This window comes from Cupriavidus laharis, assembly GCF_914271435.1.
Classification (GTDB): Bacteria; Pseudomonadota; Gammaproteobacteria; order Burkholderiales; family Burkholderiaceae; genus Cupriavidus; species Cupriavidus laharis.
Genome location: NZ_CAJZAI010000006.1, coordinates 221357 through 238538, shown reverse-complemented (window position 1 = coordinate 238538; position 17182 = coordinate 221357). Strand labels below are relative to the sequence as shown.

Here is a 17182-nt window from a genome sequence, read left to right as displayed (position 1 = left end):
CGGCCTGCATTGGGGCACAATGGCGCCTTTGCCGCCGTCCCGGCATAGCCCGCTGAACCATCGCCATGAGTTGCCAGTCTCACATTGCTTGCCGCGAAGGCTGTGGCGCCTGCTGCATTGCGCCGTCGATCGCGTCGCCGCTTCCGGGCATGCCTGCCGGAAAGCCGGCCGGAGTGCGCTGTGCGCAACTATTGCCGGATGCGAGATGTGCGGTGTTCGGCCAGCCCGAGCGCCCGGCCTTCTGTGGCGGCCTGCAACCATCCGCCGAGATGTGCGGAGACTCGCGCGAAGCGGCGCTGCGCTGGCTGACGCAACTCGAGGTCCTGACCACGCCCGGCGGACCGGACGAGTAAGCGCCACGGGCAGCTTCGCGCAAACCATTCCATCGGAGGCAATATGATCCGGATTTCCCGGCGGCGCTGGTCAGGTGCCATCGCCGCTGCCGTGCTGACCGCCTGGCTGGGTGCCTGCGGTTCGATAGGCAATGAGTACACCTTCTCGCAGCACCAGCTGCAATCGGCACTCGAGCACAAGTTCCCGTTCAGCAAGCGCTACCTGGAACTGTTCGACATCCAGCTTGCCAACCCGCGCCTGACGCTCGACCCGGCACGCAATCGTGTCAACCTGCAGTTCGATGCCATCGTTGACAACAAGTTGTTCTTCCGTCAGGCGCTGGCGGGCCGGTTCGCACTGGATAGCGGGCTACGCTACGACGCGCCGAGCCGCTCTGTCGTGCTGCAGGACCCGGAGGTGCAGCAGTTCGACGTACAAGGCCTGCCCGGCCAGTATTCGCGGCAGATCAACGCGCTGGGCGGCATCCTGGCGGAACAGCTGCTGCAGGGCTACGCGCTCTACACCTTCCGGCCGGACCAGCTGCGCGTTGCCGGAACGGATGTCGAGCCCGGTACAATCACCGTCTTGTCCGACGGCATTAACGTCAAAATCAATCGCCCCTGAGCCATCAAGCTGGCATCGCCCGGTCAACATCGGGCATGTCCCCGCCAAAATAATCCCATCCGCATGGACATCGCACTTGCCCTGAAAGCCGTGATCCTCGGCATCGTCGAAGGACTGACCGAGTTTCTGCCCATTTCCAGCACCGGCCACCTGATCCTGGCCGGCCAGTTGCTGGACTTCAACGACGAGAAGGGCAAGATCTTCGAGATCGTGATCCAGTTCGGCGCCATCCTCGCGGTTTGCTGGGAGTTCCGCCAGCGCATCGGCAACGTATTGAGCGGGCTGACCACCGACCCGACGGCACAGCGTTTTGCCATCAACGTCATCGTAGCGACGGTGCCGGCCATCGTGCTGGCGCTGGTATTCGGCAAATGGATCAAGGCCCATCTGTTCAACCCGATCACGGTGGCGCTGGCTTTCATCATCGGCGGGGTGGTGATCCTGCTGGCCGAATGGCGCGACGGCCGCCGCGGCATGGTGACTGGCCCGCGCGGTAACGCTTTGCTGCAGGCCGCCAAGGCCGGTGCGCCGCGCATCGAGTCCGTCGACGACCTGAACTGGCGCGATGCCGTGAAGGTCGGCATCGCGCAGTGCTTTGCGCTGGTGCCGGGCACGTCGCGCTCGGGCGCCACCATCATCGGCGGCATGCTGTTTGGCCTGTCGCGCCAGGTGGCGACAGAGTTTTCTTTCTTCCTGGCTATCCCGGTGATCTTCGGGGCGACGGTGTACGAACTCTACAAGGCGCGCGCCTTGCTGTCCGCGGACGATCTGGGCATCTTCGGCGTTGGCTTTGTCTTTGCCTTCCTGTCGGCCTTTCTCTGCGTGCGCTGGCTGCTGCGCTTTGTCGCCACGCATGACTTCAAGCCGTTCGCGTGGTACCGCATTGCGTTCGGTGCCATCGTGCTGGCCACGGCCTACACCGGGCTGGTGTCCTGGCACGCCTGATACGGCGGATGCAGAAAGCAAAAAGGCGTGGCCACCGGTGCCACGCCTTTTTGTTGATGCCGGTCGAGCCGTTCAGCCGCGCTTGCGGAACACGACATCCCAGACGCCGTGCCCGAGCCGCACGCCGCGGCGCTCGAACTTGGTGATGGGCCGGTATTCCGGCCGCTCCGAAAAGCCATCGGCCGCTGAGGACGTGTTCTCCAGCGCAGGCTCGCCCGCCAGCACTTCTACCATCTGGTGGGCGTACTCTTCCCAATCCGTGGCGCAGTGGATATAGCCACCCGGCTTCAGGCGCGTGGCCAGCAGCTTCACGAGCGGCGGCTGCACCAGCCGGCGCTTGTTGTGGCGCTTCTTGTGCCACGGGTCGGGGAAGTAGATATGCACCCCGTCCAGGCAGTTCTCGGCAAGCATGTGCGCGATGACTTCCACCGCATCGTGCTGGATGATCCGGATATTCCCGATGCCGCGCTCGCCCGCCAGCTTGAGCAGCGCGCCCACGCCGGGCTCGTGCACTTCACAACCGAGGAAGTTGTCCTGCGGGCGCAGTTGCGCGATATGCGCGGTGGTCTCGCCCATGCCGAAGCCGATTTCCAGGATGGCTGGGGCCTTGCGGCCGAATGCGGCTTCCCAGTCCAGCGGTTGGGGTGCGTAAGGCACCAGCAGGCGGGGGCCGACTTCATCGATGGCGCGCTGCTGTCCGGTGGATGTGCGGCCGGCGCGCTTGACGAAGGAGCGGATGCGTCGCGGATGGGCGACGCCTTCAGGGTCGTTTGTGGATGGTGCTTCAACGTTCTGGGTACTCTGAACGTCTTTAGCGGAGATCGGTTCGGTACTGGGGTCTTGGGCAGGCATGGCAACAAGAAAGCCGCCGGGCGGATCACTGGAGGTCTGGCGACCAGTGGCTCAGGCGACTTACGGGATGGGATGCGCTGCGATGGCCATGTGGCGGTAGGCCTTCGCGGCAAGCAAGTTGTTCAAAACTGAAGCAGTCCGTTTTTGGGGCGGGCTGCGGTGTCGAAATGGAATTCTACCTGATGGGCAGCACCTTCCCGGCGGCGCCTTGTGCGGCCGCCATGGTGGTCTTTTTCTTGTCGATGAAGCTTATGAATGTGGCAATGCCCACCGCGTAGAAGGGGAAGACTTCCCACCAAAGGAATACCACATCGGTCAAGCCGAGCACAAAAATGCCGCCGCACAAGGAGGCGCCCATGCAAGCCGCGGCTCGGACTTCCCTGTCGCGATGCCTGAGATCGCGCGCGAAATAGTAGGCAGGCACCAGGTACAAGGCCAGCAGGGCGGCAATGCCAAACAAGCCCAGTCTGGCGGCATTGAACAGGAATTCGTTGTGCGAGTGGACATAAACGGCAGCCGACGGCGTAATGATCTTCCGATTTGCCAGATCTGCAAGGGCGTCGCGATATTTATCGACACCCACACCGAAAACCGGATGCTCGCGGAAGATCACGACGGACCCGTGCCATAGCTGAAAGCGGAAGCCAATCGAGGTGTCAACATTGCTTCCGGTTACGTACTGCTCGATATCGTTGCGTGCGTCGGCGATCCGATCTTTGACCAGCTTGGCCTGGCTCATGGCGGCGATAAGCGCAAACGCAATCAGGACTGCCACAGCAAGCTTGCGGCCCTTCGCCAGAATTCCACTGGAGAACAGTGCAATGGCGCCGAACAGCGGTATGGTTATCCACGCCCCGCGTGATTGGGAAAGGTAACTGCCATACAGAATAGCCGCAGCCGCCAAGACTTTAATAAGGATCTGAGCCTTGTCCTGTCTGGAGTTCCAGGCAAGTGAAAACAAGCTGTACGTTCCCAGCACCATCGCCATTTCAATAAAGATGGTGATGGGTATAAAGTCCGTCAGGTACCTGTTTTGCCCTCCGTGGCTGAGTACCTGAATCTTGATCGTCGACAAGATCGCGCCGGCTACGAAGGCCCATTGCAAATGACGCAAATACCGGAGTGGTATGCGAGAAACGGCCCAGAGCACCAACGCAAAAAGCGCAAGTCGCGATGGCGCATCAATGCTTCGGCTTGAGAACTGCAGCCTCGATATCTCGTTCGCCATTACCGCCAGCATTGGTGCTGCCATTGCGAGCGCAAGTGGCCAATAGCGCCTTACTTGGCTGACAAATAGCTGGCTCTCCGATTTCCAGCGGTAGATCAATACCGCAAGGCCCAGCACAATCAGCAGGCCGTACAGCACGCCGGCCGCGCGATCGACGATCAGCGCGAGGACGTAAAAGGCGGCAAGGACGAATGCGGCAATTCGGGCCATGACACGGAATACCGCAGTGTCCCTTTCCATGGAAGCAAAGCCCGGCAATGAAGCGGGTGAAGTGAGGCTTTGATCGAGTTGTTGAGTCATTCTCTTTTTGGTCTGCACTTGCTTGCGTAAAACGGTAGTTCGCAGGCGTATACCTTATGAGGATTTCAGTTTCTGCATCAGCCGCGATCTCAGGTAGCGGCAATGCCAGTAGACGCCTTCGGCAATACGGTGTTGTGTGATCAGGAACTTGGAAAACAGTTTCAGTTCTCGTGCGGTTCCCGGTCCGTCAAGCGGCGATTCCGCCCATGGCGAGCGGGACTGGATGTCCGAGAACAATTCCCGGATGTCATGCAGGCACCAGCTATGCCACGGCTTTACCGGGCCGGTGAAGTGCATGAAAACGTAAGGCTGTGAGACGTTCAGCCTGGTCTCGCCGCGTGTCAGATAGTCCACGAGGTGATATCGATAGTTCCACTTGGTATCGATATATCTGATCCGGCCATCCAGCGCGATGTTGAGGGCATCCTGGTCCGCAAATCTCATGTCCAGCGTCGTGAGCGCCTTCAGCGCGACCTGCTGGACGTTGGCGGCAATCCAGTTCTGCACATCTATGTACATGACACCGGCATTGAAGTAGTGGCCGTGTTTCAGCCCCAGCGCCGGAATCTGCGTCTTGACTGTGGTGTCTTTCTCATCGGCGACCGCCGCGGCGATGTGGTCTCCGAGATCGATGGCAAGCAGGTCGGACAGATCGCCAAAGCAAAGGAGATCGGCATCCAGGTACAAAACCTGGTCCGCAATGCCGCTTAGCCTCGATGGAATCAGCAAGCGGATGAAGGTGCCCAGCGAATGCTTGCTGAAGCAAGGGAACTGGCGGAATTCGTCGAGAGTGGTCGTGTCGAGCAGATGGAGCTGGACGGTAACGCCATGCTGCTTCTCGAGCTTCTCCAGCTTTTCGCGATTGTCTGCCGTGATGGAGAAAGCGAAAACATGGAAAACGAATTCCAGTCCCGGATTGTTTTCCACAACGGACGTGATGGTCACGCCCATGCCGCGATAGTAGCCAGCGTCCACGCCGAATGCCACGTGGACCGGTTTGTTGTCGGAGCGCGGGACAGATACATCTCGCAGTTCAGATGGCACTTGTCATCCTCGGGTAATAGGCGAGCCGTGTGGAGTATGAATAACTCCGGTGGCAAGGCAGGGATGCGAAAGCGGACAAAAATCTACCTCGAGTGACGAGGTTGACCGCGCGTGAGACAACGAGTGTCTCGTCTGCCCACTATTAATTGGCCGGCGCAGGGCCTGGGTGCACAGCCTAGGGGCTTGGCTGTGGAGCGGGCGATGGGAATCGAACCCACGTCTTTAGCTTGGGAAGCTAAGGTAATAGCCATTATACGACGCCCGCTTTGGCATGACTCTGGCATGACTTGGGGGCGAATTCTAGCACGATTTGCCGGCCACCCCTGCAATGCAGCATACGATCGACCAGGCGATTGCCCGATGATGCGGCCGCACATTATGCTTGACTGCGAGGAGACTTCCTCCAGTCCGCGCTCCGCAGGCACATACATAAAGATTAAGGACTCACCTTGACCACTGACTTCATCGCGCGTTTCGAAGCAGACTGCATCCCGCGCATCGTCGATGCGATCGTCCGCCTCTATCCGCACCGGTTGCAGGTGGAAGTCCTGCCGGGCACCCTGGCCGGCAGGCCTGCCCGCGTCCGCATTCGGGGCCAGGGGGCGGTGGAGCTGCAGCGTTTCCCGCATCCGCTGGATGTCACGCTGGCATGGGATGGGCTGGAGGTCGAGGCCCTCTTTGCAGACGGCGGTGCGCAGCGCTTTGCCGGTTACCTGGCAGCACTGCCGGCCAAGCTAAGGGCCTGGCAGGAGCCGCGCCAGCTTGACTGGAGTTCACTGTCGCAGGCGGACCCGTCGATCCTGATCGGCGGGCTCGATTTCGAACACTGAGGCGGTGACCTAGTCCACCCGCAGGCGGCAGACGGCGATCTCCTGCTCGCCCGGCGCCAGCCAGCGCAAGCCCTGGCCGTGGTGGATGGCGTCCGGCAGGCCGAGCCATGGCTCGACGCAGTAGAAGTCCGAGTCCGCGCTTTCCGACCATGTGGTGACCGCATGCCACGCGATGCTGCCCGGCACGTCGAGGTCGATCGATAGTGTTCGGCCCGGCATCGCCAGGGTGGCGCGGCCGGCGTTCCGCAGCACATGGAAGGTGTCTTGCAACCGGGCGTCGTCCAGTGCATACGCCGGTTCGCCTGGCGCAGGGTCGGTCAGGCGGCCATCGGGCTCCTGCCGCACCCGTACCGTTGCCGGAAGCAACAGCCGGCAGTCGCGCCGCAGTGCGGCAGGCAGGCCGAAATAGAAATGGTGGCCGGCATAGTAGGGCAGGCGCGTGTCGCCAGTGTTCTCCGTGTGCAGCGCAACCTCCAGCCCGCTGTCGATCAGGCGGTAGCGTGCTTCGAAGCGGAACGTGTACGGATAGCCGGCTTGGGTGTCGGATGACGATTCCAGCACCATGGCAATGGCATCGTCGCTGTCAGCGGTAACGGCGAAGGGCAGGTCGCGTGCAAAGCCGTGCTGCGGCAGCGCGTGGACGGTGCCATCCGCGCCGCGCCAATGGCCAGCTTCGCCATCGACAAAATGCCGCCCGATGAACGGGAACAGCAGCGGATTGCCGCCACGGATCTTCGCCGGCCGGCGCCAGTCGGCCTGATCGGGCCAGTAGAGGATGTCTTCCCCGCGCAGGACCCAGCGCACCAGCCGTCCGCCATGCTGCGGAGCCAGTAGCAGGTAGTTTTCGTCGTGGCCGATGCGGACCAGGTCCTGGTCCTGGAATCGCTGGAATTGTCGGGATGCCATGCTTTGTCCGGTAATGGACTGCGCATTGTATTCGCCGTGGCTGCCAACTACTTCATTCATTCATGTAGATCGTGTCTCGGACCAGCGGATAGACCTGGGTTTCCCACCGCCTGCCGTTGAACACGCCATAGTGGCCTACGCCGGTCTGCACATGGTGCATGCGCATGTACGGGCGCAGGCTGTCGCACAGGTCCTGGGCCGCCATGGTCTGGCCGATGGCGCAGATGTCGTCGCGCTCGCCCTCCACGGTCAGCAGCGCCGTGCGGTGGATGGCACGCGTGGAAACGCGCCGTCCGCCCACTTCCAGCAGTCCTTGCGCCAGCAGGAAGCGCTGGAACACCATGCTGACGGTTTCCAGGTAGAACTCCGCCGTGAGGTCCATGGTCGCGAAGTATTCGACGTAGAAGTCCTGGATGGCGTCCGCCTTCTCGTGCTCGCCGCGCGAGCGCAGCGCGTGCATCTCGCGCAGCGCCTGCTCGTGCCGTTCCAGGTTCATGCTCATGAAGGCGAGGAGCTGGACAAAGCCCGGGTAGACCCGGCGCAGCCCGCCGGCGAAGCGCAGCGGGACGAAGCCGATCAGCGTGCTCTCGAACCACTCGATCGGCCGGCTGGTGGCCAGTTCGTTGACCTTGGTCGGATTGACGCGCGCATCGATCGGGCCGGCCATGAGCGTGAGGCTGGGCGGCTGGGCCGGGTCGTTGTCCTCGGCCATCAGCGCGGCGGCGGCCAGCGCGGCGACGGTGGGCTGGCATACAGCCACCAGATGCGTGCGCCCGCCCAGTGCGCGCAGGAAGGTGATGAGGTGATTCACAAACTCGTCGAAGCCGAAGCGTCCGGCAAGCAGCGGGATGTCGCGCGGATTGTGCCAGTCGGTAATGTAGACGTCATGGTCGGCCAGCATAGTCTGCACGGTGCCGCGCAGCAGTGTGGCGAAGTGGCCGGACATCGGGGCGACCAGCAGCACGCGGGGCTGCCCGCCGATGCCGTGGCGGCGGAAGTGCAACAGCGAGCAGAATGGCGTACGCGTCACCACCTCCTCGGAAACCTGCACAGGCAGCCCGTTGACGACTACGCTGTCAATACCGAAGGCAGGCCGGTGGTGGGTCAGGCGCGCCAGCGCCAGGATCTCGCAGGCGGCCCAGAGCGAGCGCAGTGATTCGCTGCCGGCGGCCCGGGGGTTTGTGGCAATCATGGACGCGGTGAGATCGGCCAGCGTACAGCCCGGTTGCATCATGTCCGCGTAGGTCTGGTACGCCTGGTACAGCATGGCTTGCCTCCCGTGATTCCGTGGACCCGGTATCCGCAATATATATGCCATCCGCATGAATGGTGGCACAAACTTTGCGCGCGGCACCGCCAGGGCAGGCGGAATGGGCCGCAGGTGGTGTGGCAGCCGCCTGGAAGGTGCTGCTGGCCGGCAGTGGGCGGACGGGCCTCACGCTGGTGCCAACCCGCTGCACTGCATGGGTGCGTAATGCCGGATACGCGGCATCGTGCGGATCGTCCCGAAGGCAACAAGGAGGCGAGATGGGCAAGACCACACTCACCATCAGCAGCAAGACCTATTCGTCGTGGTCGCTGCGCGGATGGCTGCTGGCACGCTTTGCCGGCCTGGAGTTCGAAGAGGTGCTGGTGACCCCGGACGACCCGGCGGTGCGCGCCGAAATCCTGCTGCTGTCGCCGTCGATCCTGGTGCCGTGCCTGCGCCATCAGGGCGTGACCGTCTGGGACACCCTGGCGATTGCCGAATACCTGAACGAGATCCGTCCCAAGGCGGGGCTGCTGCCCGACGACCGCACTGCGCGTGCGCATTGCCGTGCCATCTGCGGAGAGATGCATTCGGGCTTCGCCGCCTTGCGGGCGGCGTTGCCGATGAACCTGAAGGGGCATTTCCCCGGACTGAAGGTGTGGTCGCGCGCGCAGGCCGATATCGACCGCATTGTCGCCATCTGGACGGACTGCCTGACACGCTACGGCGGCCCCTACCTGTTTGGCGAGCGCACCATGGCGGATGCCATGTATGCGCCGGTGGTGACGCGCTTCGTTACCTACGGCGTAATGCTGGATCCGGTGCCCGTGGAGTACTGCAAACAGATCCTGGCCATGCCCGAGCTGCAGGAGTGGATCGCCGCGGCCCGCGAGGAGCCCGACGAGATCAGCGAACTCGACGTGGAGTTCTGATGCTTGCCGGGCGTTCGCCGCTTCAGGCCGGGGCGGACTCTGCTTGCCGCGCCGCAAGGTATTGCGCGGCGTAACCGAAATACCAGTCGAGGCTGTCCGGGTTGGCCATGGCATCGCGATTGGCGATGCTGTGCGGCGCGTGCCCCAGCAGCAGCTTCTTGATCGGCACTTCCATCTTCTTGCCCGAGAGCGTGCGCGGAATCGATGGTGCCTGCAGGATATCGTTGGGTACGTGCCGCGACGACAGGGCCTCGCGGATGCGCGCGCGCAGCGTGTCCCGCAGCGCATCGTCCAGCACGTGCCCCTCGCGCAGCACGACGAACAGCGGCATGTATGACTCCCGGCCCAGGTACTCGAGATCCACCACCATGCTGTCCAGCACCTCGGGCAGGTCTTCCACCACGCGGTACAGCTCGCTGGTGCCCATGCGGATGCCGTGCCGGTTGATGGTGGCGTCGGAACGGCCATAGATGATGGCGCCGCCGCGCGCGGTGATCTTGATCCAGTCGCCGTGGCGCCAGGCACCCGGGAAGGTGTCGAAGTAGCTGTCGCGGTAGCGCTTGCCGTCGGCATCGCCCCACAGGAACAGCGGCATCGACGGCATCGGTTCGGTGCACACCAGCTCGCCGACCTGGTCGATCAGGGCCTGGCCGTTGTCGTCGAAGGCTTCCACCTTTGCGCCGAGGCAGCGGCACTGCATTTCGCCGGAATACACCGGCAGCAGCGGGCAACCGGCGACGAAGGAACCAGCGAAATCGGTGCCGCCCGACATCGGCACCAGCCAGATGTCGCTGCGCACGTGGCGGTAGATCCAGTCGTAGGCTTCCACCGGCAACGGCGAGCCGGTCGAGCCCAGTCCGCGCAGTCGGGATACGTCGGCAATGCGTGCCGGCTCGACGCCGGCTTTCATGCAGTTGGTGAAGAAGGCCGCGCCGGCACCGAACACGGTGACGCGCGCGTCGTCGACGAAGCGCCACAGCACGCCGGCGTCCGGCCATGCCGGGTTGCCGTCATACAGCGCGATGGTGGTCCCGAGCAGCAGTCCGGCGACCTGCGCATTCCACATGATCCAGCCGCTGCTGCTGTACCAGTGGAAGACATCGTCGGGGCCGAGGTTGTTGTGGAACGCCATCAGCTTGAGCTGCTCGATGACGATGCCGCCGTGGCCGTGCACGATCGGCTTGGGCATGCCCGTGGTGCCGGACGAATAGACGATCCACAGCGGGTGGTCGAAGGGCACGGGTTCGACGGCCAGCGGCACGCGGTCGGCCAGCACGTCCTGCCACGCATGTGCGCGTACGCCGTCGCGCACACGGATCCGGTTGCCGGTGTGCGGCACGATGACGACGTCCGTCAGCGAGGGCAGCGCGGCAACCAGGTCCGCCACTACCGGGGCGCGGTCATAGTCCTTGCCGCCGTAGCGGTAACCATCCACCGCAATGAGCACTTTCGGTTCGATCTGGCGGAAACGGTCGATTACCGCCACCTGGCCCATGTCCGGCGCGCAGCCCGACCACACTGCGCCCAGGCTGGCGGTGGCGAGGAAGGCGACGATGGTGGCGGGAATGTTCGGCAGGTAGCCGGCCACGCGGTCGCCGCGCTGTACGCCCATCCCGCGCAACGCATGCGCCAGCGATGCGACCTGCGCTTCGAGCGCGTCCCAGCTCACATCCTCCAGCGGACGATTCTCTCCGGCGTGGCGAATGGCTGCACGCTGGCGGGCGGGGCCTGTACCGGCATGGCGGAACACTTGCTGCACGTAGTTCAGGCTGGCGCCTTCGAACCAGCGCGCGCCCGGCATCACGCGCCGATCGAGCACGCGCTGAGCGGGCGTGTCGAAGCGCACGTCGAAGTACGCGCGCACCGCATCCCAGAACGCTTCGATCTCGGTGACGGACCACTGCCAGAGGCTGGCGTAGTCATCGAACACGAGCCCCCGCTCGCGCTGCAGCCATCGCATGAACTGCGTTAGCTGGCTGCCGTCGCGGAAAGCGTCGGACGGTGTCCACATCAGGTTCCCTTCTGCGAGGGTGGTCATGTCTCCTCCTTGCGCCCGTCTGTCGCGGGTATCGGATGGTGTGGTCGAACGGCGCGGCGTGGGTGCATGGGTGCATGGGTGCATCGCGCGCCGCTCCGCGGTTCAGCCTGACATGATAGCGGGGCCTGGGCTCATGCGCCGGCAGGGTGGTCGAATAGCGTGGCCATCATGCCGTCCACCTTTGCCTTGACGGCCGGGTCCATGCTGATGGTGCGGCCCCATTCGCGCGTGGTTTCGCCGGGCCACTTGTCGGTGGCGTCGATGCCCATCTTGGAGCCCAGGCCGGACACCGGCGAGGCGAAGTCCAGGTAGTCGATCGGCGTGTTTTCTACCAGCACGGTGTCGCGTGCCGGGTCGACGCGCGTGGTGATGGCCCAGATCACCTCCTTCCAGTCGCGCACGTCCACGTCGTCGTCGACGACCACGATGAACTTCGTGTACATGAACTGCCGCAGGAAGCTCCATACGCCGAACATCACGCGCTTGGCATGGCCGGCGTACTGCTTCTTCATGCGCACCAGCGCCATGCGGTAGCTGCAGCCTTCAGGGGGCAGGTAGAAGTCGGTGATCTCCGGGAACTGCTTCTGCAGCAGCGGCACGAACACCTCGTTGAGCGCCACGCCGAGCACGGCCGGCTCGTCGGGCGGCTTACCCGTATAGGTCGAGTGGTAGATCGGGTCGCGCCGCATGGTGATGCGGTCGATGGTGAAGACCGGGAACCAGTCCTGCTCGTTGTAGTAGCCGGTGTGGTCGCCGTAGGGGCCTTCGAGCGCATGCTGGTAGCCAGATGGATGCGCCGGGTCGGGCTGGATATGGCCTTCCAGCACGATTTCGGCCGACGCCGGCACGCTCAGTTCGGCCAGCGTCGGCGTGAGGCACCCGGCCAGCGCCGTGCGGCTGCCGCGCAGCAGGCCGGCGAACTGGTATTCCGAGAGCGTGTCCGGCACAGGCGTGACCGCGCCGAGGATGGTGGCTGGGTCGGCGCCAAGCGCCACGGCGATCGGGAACGGCTTGCCGGGATTGGCCAGCGCGTGCTCGCGGAAATCGAGCGCGCCGCCGCGGTGGGCCAGCCAGCGCATGATGACCTGGTTGCGGCCAATTACCTGCTGGCGGTAGATGCCGAGGTTCTGGCGCTTCTTGTGCGGGCCCTTCGTGACGACCAGCCCCCACGTGATCAGCGGCGCGGCGTCGCCGGGCCAGCAGGTCTGGATTGGCAGGCGGGACAGGTCCACGTCATTGCCTTCCCAGACGATCTCCTGGCAGGCGGGGCTGCTGACGCGCTTGGGCGCCATGTCCCAGACCGACTTGGCCAGCGTGAACAGCTTGCCGGCCTCGCGCAGCCCGCGCGGCGGCTCCGGCTCCTTCAGGGCCGACAGCACCCGGCCGATGTCGCGCAGATCTTCGAGCGATTGCGCGCCCATGCCCAGCGCCACCCTGTGTGTGGTCCCGAACAGATTGGCCAGCACTGGAACGCTATAGATGCCGTCAGGGCTGCCAAAGCCCGCCGGACGCTCGAACAGGACAGCCGGCCCGCCCGCGCGCAGCAGGCGGTCGCAGATCTCTGTCATCTCCAGGCTGGGGGACACCGGCGTGCTGACGCGCCGCAACTCCCCCAGTTGCTCAAGCTGGTTGATGAAATCGCGCAAGTCTTTGTATTGCATAGTGAATTCAGGTCTGGTGCGGCACTGCGGCAGAGCCGGAGCGCCCCTATGATGTGTGTCACGATACACACGCGCAGGCGTCCCGGCAAAAAAAACGATTATTTGCGTCGACGCAAATTGTAAGTTTTTTAAGCGTGCAGGCGCCGCCGGAATCGAGCCGGGCCTATGCCCGGCCTACGATTCCCGGTGACTGAGTGACGTTTGCCAGACCTCGCAGGTCTTGTTACTAATAACAAAAAGTATTGTTATTGATGATCGTTATTCTTGACTGGGTATAAAAGCGTTCCTACAATCGCGTCTGCTCGATGGAGTGTTGCGTCGCGACATGGAATTTCCCCTTGTGTCAAGGGGTGCACATAGAAATTTGTGAGCAGAAGATTCCTCCATCCAGACCGGTAGTGCAGGCCCGGCATACACGAGGCCCGACCGGTCACCCTCTGGCGATTGCCGGAGCGTTTTGAGTTGTCCGTGGCAGGGCGCGTTCCCCCAAGAGCGTGCCCTGTTTCCAGTTGGGCGCATGGGGAGCGCCCACCAACAGATGCTGGTTGCCACTGCTAGGCGGCGCAGCATCCTTACTTGAGTACGTTGAGATCGGGTGCGTGCAGCTGTCTGGGCGCGCGCAGCGGGCAACGGATGGAGGTAAGCATGAGCGGTTGGAAAACCCTTCATCTTCCCGGCATCGGGCGGGCATTGCAGGTCCGCCTCAGAAAGCCGGTACCCGGAGTGAATCGGTCGTTTCAGTTTCGATTTGCGCATCCGGTCGCGGGCCGCGCCTTGCGCGGGGGCCGCACAACTTTGAAGTACGCGCTGAACAGCCTCGGCGTGATATCGGTCGTTTCGGCCGTCTCGCTGTCGTTGAGCCAGGAATGGCGCACCACGCTGGCTGCCTTGCTGGCCGGCGACGAAGCACCGGCCGTGCTGGTGGGCGCAGCAGCGCCCGCCATTGCCAGCACCGCCGTGCCGCCAAGTTCGGCGGACGTGGCGGCGGCCAAGCTCGGCTATGGCCGCGCCGGCCTGCCGACCGTGTCGGGCGTGGATGAATGGAGCGTGGCGGCAGCGGCCAAGGTGCCATCCGTGGCTCACCTGGCGGCCCAGATTCCGGTGACCCGCGTGGCGCTCGACGCCCGCAACACCACAACGCTCGGCACTGCGCGCGAACAGGCGGCCGTGGCCGACTACATCGCGCGCAAGTATCGCGTGGCGGCGCAGGCCACCGCGCAACTGGTCAAGGCAGCCTACCTGACCGGCCGCGAGGTCGGTATCGATCCGCTGCTGATCCTGGGTGTGATCGCGATCGAGTCCAGCTTCAATCCGTATGCCGAAAGCGGTGTCGGTGCGCAGGGCCTGATGCAGGTCATGACCAAGGTGCACCAGGACAAGTACGAGGCCGTCGGCGGCGTGACCGCTGCGCTGAATCCGTACGCCAACATCAAGATCGGCGCGCTGGTCCTGAAGGACTGCATCGCCCGTGCCGGTTCGCTCGAAGGCGGCCTGAAGTACTACGTGGGCGCCACCAGCAATACCGACGGCGGCTACGGCGCCAAGGTGCTGGCCGAACGCGCGCGCCTGCGCCAGTTGCTGGGCGTGCGTGTCGTGGACGCGCAGGCCGGGAAGGCTGCCGAAGGCAAAACGCAGGCGGAGCGCCACCAGAACGGCGAAAAGCTGGAGGCAGCGAGCAATACGCAGCAGAGCGCTTGAGCTGACGCTTCCCCTTCAGGCGAAAAAGCAACCCCGCGGGGTTGCCGTTAACAAAATCTGTTGGAAGCCTGAAAAAATCGCTCTATGATCCTTGTCCGCCCAAGGTCACTCCACAAAGGCTGCTGACGAATTCGTCAGCAGCCTTTGTTTTGACAGCGTCTCGCACGTCACTTCACTGGATCCGCCGCAAGGATCGACGCAACGCCGCAGTTTCTGCTGTGGCCTCGCAGTAACAAACTCCCGCAGAATGGCATGTTGGTGCATGGGGAGTACACCCTGGGGGCATTTCCTCAACTCGAACGCCTCTTGGTACGGAGAAGCTGCGCTTCTTGGCCAAGGCGGTCCTCGGCTACAAAGACATCATCTATTTTGCTTGAGTGTTCGCGCGCACAGTGATTTATGAGTCACTATTTTTGGTGATCTCCCACGTAGTATTATTATGCGTGGAACATCGATCTATTGAGGATGTCATCAAAACACTCGACGTCTCGCAAGCAACAGCCGCCGCCCAGGCGGGCGGGATTCTGTCGGCCATTCTCCGTGCCGAAGGCGGCCATTTTCTCATTGAATTCGAGACCCGCGCCGCAGGTCCTGCCACCTTGGTAACTAGCAATGCCCGGCGCCCACGTTGCTTTCGCAACCCACTGAAGGCCCTTGAGATAATTCGGACGCTTGGCGTGCAGAGTGGCCGGTTTTCACTTGAGGGTTGGCGTCCCGATGAGTCGGACGCTGATCGCCCGGTTCGTCCTGACCGCGCTCGAGCCTTGAAGGCAACGCACGAGCGGGCTGCCGCTTATGACGATTGGATCCGCTCGGAAGTGCAGGCTGCCATTGACGACCCGAGTCCAGCCATTTCGCATGGCGAAGTGATGTCTGACGTGCGCGCAGAGATCGCGGCCATGCGAAAGGGCAAACGTGCGAGAACTTGAATGGAAGAAGTTAGCTCGCCGCGACTTGCTACGGATCGTCCGCAAAATTGGTGAAGACAACCCGGACGCTGCAGAAGCCTTTGCTGAGATGGTTGACGCAAAGGCACTGGCGTTACCTGAGCGACCGGAGATGTACCGGGCGTCTAAGCGCGTACCAAACACATGCCGAGATGGTTGTTCATCGCAACTACATCATCTTCTACCGCGTGAGCGCCCCGCGTCGTAACTATCCTACGCATCAAGCATGCTCGGCAGCAGTGGCCACGGGCATAGCCTAAACAATGAGTGCAGAAGATGGCGCTTGCCTCTTCCTGCACTTTTAACAGATTTTGTTAGCGGCTAGCCCCGCGGGTTGCTTTTTCTTTTGCCCGCACCGCTCGGCGGATCAGCGAAACAGCTTCTGCAGCCTTGCCATCGCCTCCTCGATGTTCTGGCGCGAGGTCGCGTACGAGATCCGGATGTAGTCGCGCGCCGTGTGGGGCCCGAAATCCTGGCCTGGCACCATGACTACGCCGGCGTCATGCAGCATCGCCTGCGTCAGCTTGTCGGCATCGCCAGCGGCGGGGTGGTTGACGCCGCGGCAATCCGCATAGACATAGAAGGCACCATCGGGCATGACCGGCACGTGCAGGCCGAGCGATTCCAGCGCCGGCACGATCAGGTCGCGGCGGCGGCGGAATTCGGCCTTGCGCTCGTCATAGATGGCCATGGCCTCGGGCGTGAAGCAGGCCAGCGCGGCATGCTGGGCTACGGCCGACGCGCAGATGAAGAGGTTTTGCGCCACTTTCTCGAAGTCAGGCACCAGCGCGTCCGGTACCACCAGCCAGCCCAGGCGCCAGCCAGTCATGTTGAAGTACTTCGAGAAGCTGTTGACCGTCACCACGTTGTCGTCCAGGCCCAGCGCCGATACCGGCGGCGCGTCGTAGGACAGGCCCTGGTAGATCTCGTCGAGGATGGCGAAGCCCTGGCGGGCGCGTACTGCCTGCAGGGTGCGCGCGAGTTCGCCGGGCAGGATCGACGTGCCAGTCGGGTTTGACGGCGAGGCCAGCAGCACGCCGCGCGTACGCTCGTTCCAGTGCGCTTCGACCTGCGCAGCCGTCAGCTGGAAGCGCTCGGACGGGCCGCTCGGGATCATCCTTGCGGCGCCGTCGAAGGCAGCGACGAAATGCCGGTTGCAGGGGTAGCTCGGATCCGGCATCAGCACCTCGGCCCCGATCTCCACCAGCACCGCGCAGGCCAGCAGCAGCGCGCCCGACGCACCGGCCGTGACGATCACGCGCCGCGCCGGGATCTCCAGCCCGTACGTTGTCTTGTAATAGCTGGCGATCGCCTCGCGCAGCGCGTGGATGCCCAGTGCGCCCGTGTATTGCGTGACGCCGCGCCGCATGGCGGCTTCCGCCGCACGGACCACTGGTTCGGCGGCCGTGAAGTCGGGCTCGCCAATTCCCATATGAATGATGTGCCGGCCGGCGCGTTCGAGCTCATTGGCCTGCTTGGCCAGTTCCATGACGTGGAAGGCGTCGATATTGGCGAGGCGGGAGGCGGTGGCGAGGCGCTGCAGGTCCATGGCAGTTCAGCTACGCCCGTTCCCGGGCGGATGGTGGAAGTGAAAA

At 63.4% G+C, this 17182-nt stretch carries 16 protein-coding genes and 1 tRNA gene; 8 read left to right on the top strand and 9 right to left on the bottom strand.

Translation table 11 applies throughout. The features are described 5' to 3' along the window. The first annotated feature begins 65 nt into the window (after window positions 1–65). The 3 genes from LDO29_RS14855 to LDO29_RS14845 all read left to right on the top strand — a co-directional run bounded on the left by LDO29_RS14855 (window position 66) and on the right by LDO29_RS14845 (window position 1902). Window positions 66–353, top strand: coding sequence for a YkgJ family cysteine cluster protein (locus LDO29_RS14855; RefSeq protein ID WP_224080546.1), 288 nt, complete (start codon window positions 66–68; stop codon window positions 351–353). 43 nt (window positions 354–396) lie between these two features. Then, window positions 397–957 (top strand): DUF1439 domain-containing protein, encoded by a 561-nt coding sequence (locus LDO29_RS14850; RefSeq protein WP_224080545.1) that lies wholly within the window; start codon window positions 397–399, stop codon window positions 955–957. Window positions 958–1020: 63 nt separating this feature from the next. Beyond that, on the top strand, window positions 1021–1902 hold the full coding sequence (locus tag LDO29_RS14845; RefSeq protein ID WP_224080544.1) for an undecaprenyl-diphosphate phosphatase: 882 nt from the start codon (window positions 1021–1023) through the stop codon (window positions 1900–1902). 72 nt (window positions 1903–1974) lie between these two features. Here the strand turns inward: LDO29_RS14845 and trmB are convergent, their stop codons facing one another. The 4 genes from trmB to LDO29_RS14825 form a co-directional block, all read right to left on the bottom strand. Continuing rightward, window positions 1975–2754: a tRNA (guanosine(46)-N7)-methyltransferase TrmB gene (trmB, locus tag LDO29_RS14840; RefSeq protein ID WP_224080543.1), complete on the bottom strand. Its 780-nt coding sequence runs from the start codon at window positions 2752–2754 to the stop codon at window positions 1975–1977. Between the two features lie 175 nt (window positions 2755–2929). After that, the gene (locus tag LDO29_RS14835) at window positions 2930–4282 is read right to left on the bottom strand and encodes an O-antigen ligase family protein (protein ID WP_224080542.1); all 1353 of its coding nucleotides are present in this window, start codon (window positions 4280–4282) and stop codon (window positions 2930–2932) included. 54 nt (window positions 4283–4336) lie between these two features. After that, the gene (locus LDO29_RS14830; RefSeq protein ID WP_224080541.1) at window positions 4337–5326 is read right to left on the bottom strand and encodes a glycosyltransferase family 8 protein; all 990 of its coding nucleotides are present in this window, start codon (window positions 5324–5326) and stop codon (window positions 4337–4339) included. A gap of 190 nt (window positions 5327–5516) precedes the next feature. Continuing rightward, window positions 5517–5591, bottom strand: a tRNA-Gly gene (locus LDO29_RS14825). 184 nt (window positions 5592–5775) lie between these two features. Between LDO29_RS14825 and LDO29_RS14820 the strand changes: the two genes are divergently transcribed. Further along, window positions 5776–6156, top strand: a complete 381-nt coding sequence (locus LDO29_RS14820; RefSeq protein ID WP_224080540.1) for a DUF5594 family protein — start codon at window positions 5776–5778, stop codon at window positions 6154–6156. Between the two features lie 9 nt (window positions 6157–6165). Here LDO29_RS14820 and LDO29_RS14815 read toward each other — a convergent pair whose 3' ends face one another. Both LDO29_RS14815 and LDO29_RS14810 read right to left on the bottom strand, forming a co-directional pair. Further along, entirely contained in the window at window positions 6166–7062 is an 897-nt protein-coding gene (locus tag LDO29_RS14815; protein WP_224080539.1) for an aldose epimerase family protein, read from the bottom strand. 52 nt (window positions 7063–7114) lie between these two features. Further along, window positions 7115–8329: a polyhydroxyalkanoate depolymerase gene (locus tag LDO29_RS14810; protein ID WP_224080538.1), complete on the bottom strand. Its 1215-nt coding sequence runs from the start codon at window positions 8327–8329 to the stop codon at window positions 7115–7117. Window positions 8330–8589: 260 nt separating this feature from the next. Between LDO29_RS14810 and LDO29_RS14805 the strand changes: the two genes are divergently transcribed. Next, a complete protein-coding gene (locus LDO29_RS14805; RefSeq protein ID WP_224080537.1) occupies window positions 8590–9243 on the top strand; it encodes a glutathione S-transferase family protein in 654 nt (217 codons plus the stop codon). A 22-nt stretch (window positions 9244–9265) separates the two neighbouring features. On the opposite strand, the gene LDO29_RS14800 is transcribed toward LDO29_RS14805, so the two are convergent. Together LDO29_RS14800 and ubiD are read right to left on the bottom strand one after the other, a co-directional pair. Then, window positions 9266–11281 carry an acetoacetate--CoA ligase gene (locus LDO29_RS14800; protein ID WP_224080536.1) on the bottom strand — a complete coding sequence of 672 codons (2016 nt, stop codon included), beginning with the start codon at window positions 11279–11281 and terminating at the stop codon, window positions 9266–9268. Window positions 11282–11412: 131 nt separating this feature from the next. Next, the gene (gene ubiD, locus LDO29_RS14795) at window positions 11413–12942 is read right to left on the bottom strand and encodes a 4-hydroxy-3-polyprenylbenzoate decarboxylase (protein ID WP_224080535.1); all 1530 of its coding nucleotides are present in this window, start codon (window positions 12940–12942) and stop codon (window positions 11413–11415) included. Between the two features lie 645 nt (window positions 12943–13587). On the opposite strand from ubiD, the gene LDO29_RS14790 reads away from it, so the two are divergent. The 3 genes from LDO29_RS14790 to LDO29_RS14780 all read left to right on the top strand — a co-directional run bounded on the left by LDO29_RS14790 (window position 13588) and on the right by LDO29_RS14780 (window position 15795). Beyond that, window positions 13588–14640 (top strand): lytic transglycosylase domain-containing protein, encoded by a 1053-nt coding sequence (locus LDO29_RS14790; RefSeq protein WP_224080534.1) that lies wholly within the window; start codon window positions 13588–13590, stop codon window positions 14638–14640. 416 nt (window positions 14641–15056) lie between these two features. Beyond that, a complete protein-coding gene (locus LDO29_RS14785) occupies window positions 15057–15569 on the top strand; it encodes an antitoxin PaaA2 family protein (protein ID WP_224080628.1) in 513 nt (170 codons plus the stop codon). Beyond that, window positions 15556–15795, top strand: a complete 240-nt coding sequence (locus LDO29_RS14780) for a type II toxin-antitoxin system RelE/ParE family toxin (RefSeq protein ID WP_253074126.1) — start codon at window positions 15556–15558, stop codon at window positions 15793–15795. The genes LDO29_RS14785 and LDO29_RS14780 overlap by 14 nt, the downstream gene beginning before the upstream one ends. A gap of 159 nt (window positions 15796–15954) precedes the next feature. Here LDO29_RS14780 and LDO29_RS14775 read toward each other — a convergent pair whose 3' ends face one another. Next, on the bottom strand, window positions 15955–17136 hold the full coding sequence (locus tag LDO29_RS14775; RefSeq protein ID WP_224080533.1) for a pyridoxal phosphate-dependent aminotransferase: 1182 nt from the start codon (window positions 17134–17136) through the stop codon (window positions 15955–15957). Window positions 17137–17182 lie beyond the last annotated feature (46 nt).

Excerpts from the sequence above, each read along its gene's own strand:
- LDO29_RS14855 (WP_224080546.1), top strand. The coding sequence starts at position 66 with ATGAGTTGCCAGTCTCACATTGCTTGCCGCGAAGGCTGTGGCGCCTGC.
- LDO29_RS14850 (WP_224080545.1), top strand. The coding sequence starts at position 397 with ATGATCCGGATTTCCCGGCGGCGCTGGTCAGGTGCCATCGCCGCTGCC.
- LDO29_RS14845 (WP_224080544.1), top strand. The coding sequence starts at position 1,021 with ATGGACATCGCACTTGCCCTGAAAGCCGTGATCCTCGGCATCGTCGAA.
- trmB (WP_224080543.1), bottom strand. The coding sequence starts at position 2,754 with ATGCCTGCCCAAGACCCCAGTACCGAACCGATCTCCGCTAAAGACGTT.
- LDO29_RS14835 (WP_224080542.1), bottom strand. The coding sequence starts at position 4,282 with ATGACTCAACAACTCGATCAAAGCCTCACTTCACCCGCTTCATTGCCG.
- LDO29_RS14815 (WP_224080539.1), bottom strand. The coding sequence starts at position 7,062 with ATGGCATCCCGACAATTCCAGCGATTCCAGGACCAGGACCTGGTCCGC.
- LDO29_RS14810 (WP_224080538.1), bottom strand. The coding sequence starts at position 8,329 with ATGCTGTACCAGGCGTACCAGACCTACGCGGACATGATGCAACCGGGC.
- LDO29_RS14805 (WP_224080537.1), top strand. The coding sequence starts at position 8,590 with ATGGGCAAGACCACACTCACCATCAGCAGCAAGACCTATTCGTCGTGG.
- LDO29_RS14800 (WP_224080536.1), bottom strand. The coding sequence starts at position 11,281 with ATGACCACCCTCGCAGAAGGGAACCTGATGTGGACACCGTCCGACGCT.
- ubiD (WP_224080535.1), bottom strand. The coding sequence starts at position 12,942 with ATGCAATACAAAGACTTGCGCGATTTCATCAACCAGCTTGAGCAACTG.
- LDO29_RS14790 (WP_224080534.1), top strand. The coding sequence starts at position 13,588 with ATGAGCGGTTGGAAAACCCTTCATCTTCCCGGCATCGGGCGGGCATTG.
- LDO29_RS14775 (WP_224080533.1), bottom strand. The coding sequence starts at position 17,136 with ATGGACCTGCAGCGCCTCGCCACCGCCTCCCGCCTCGCCAATATCGAC.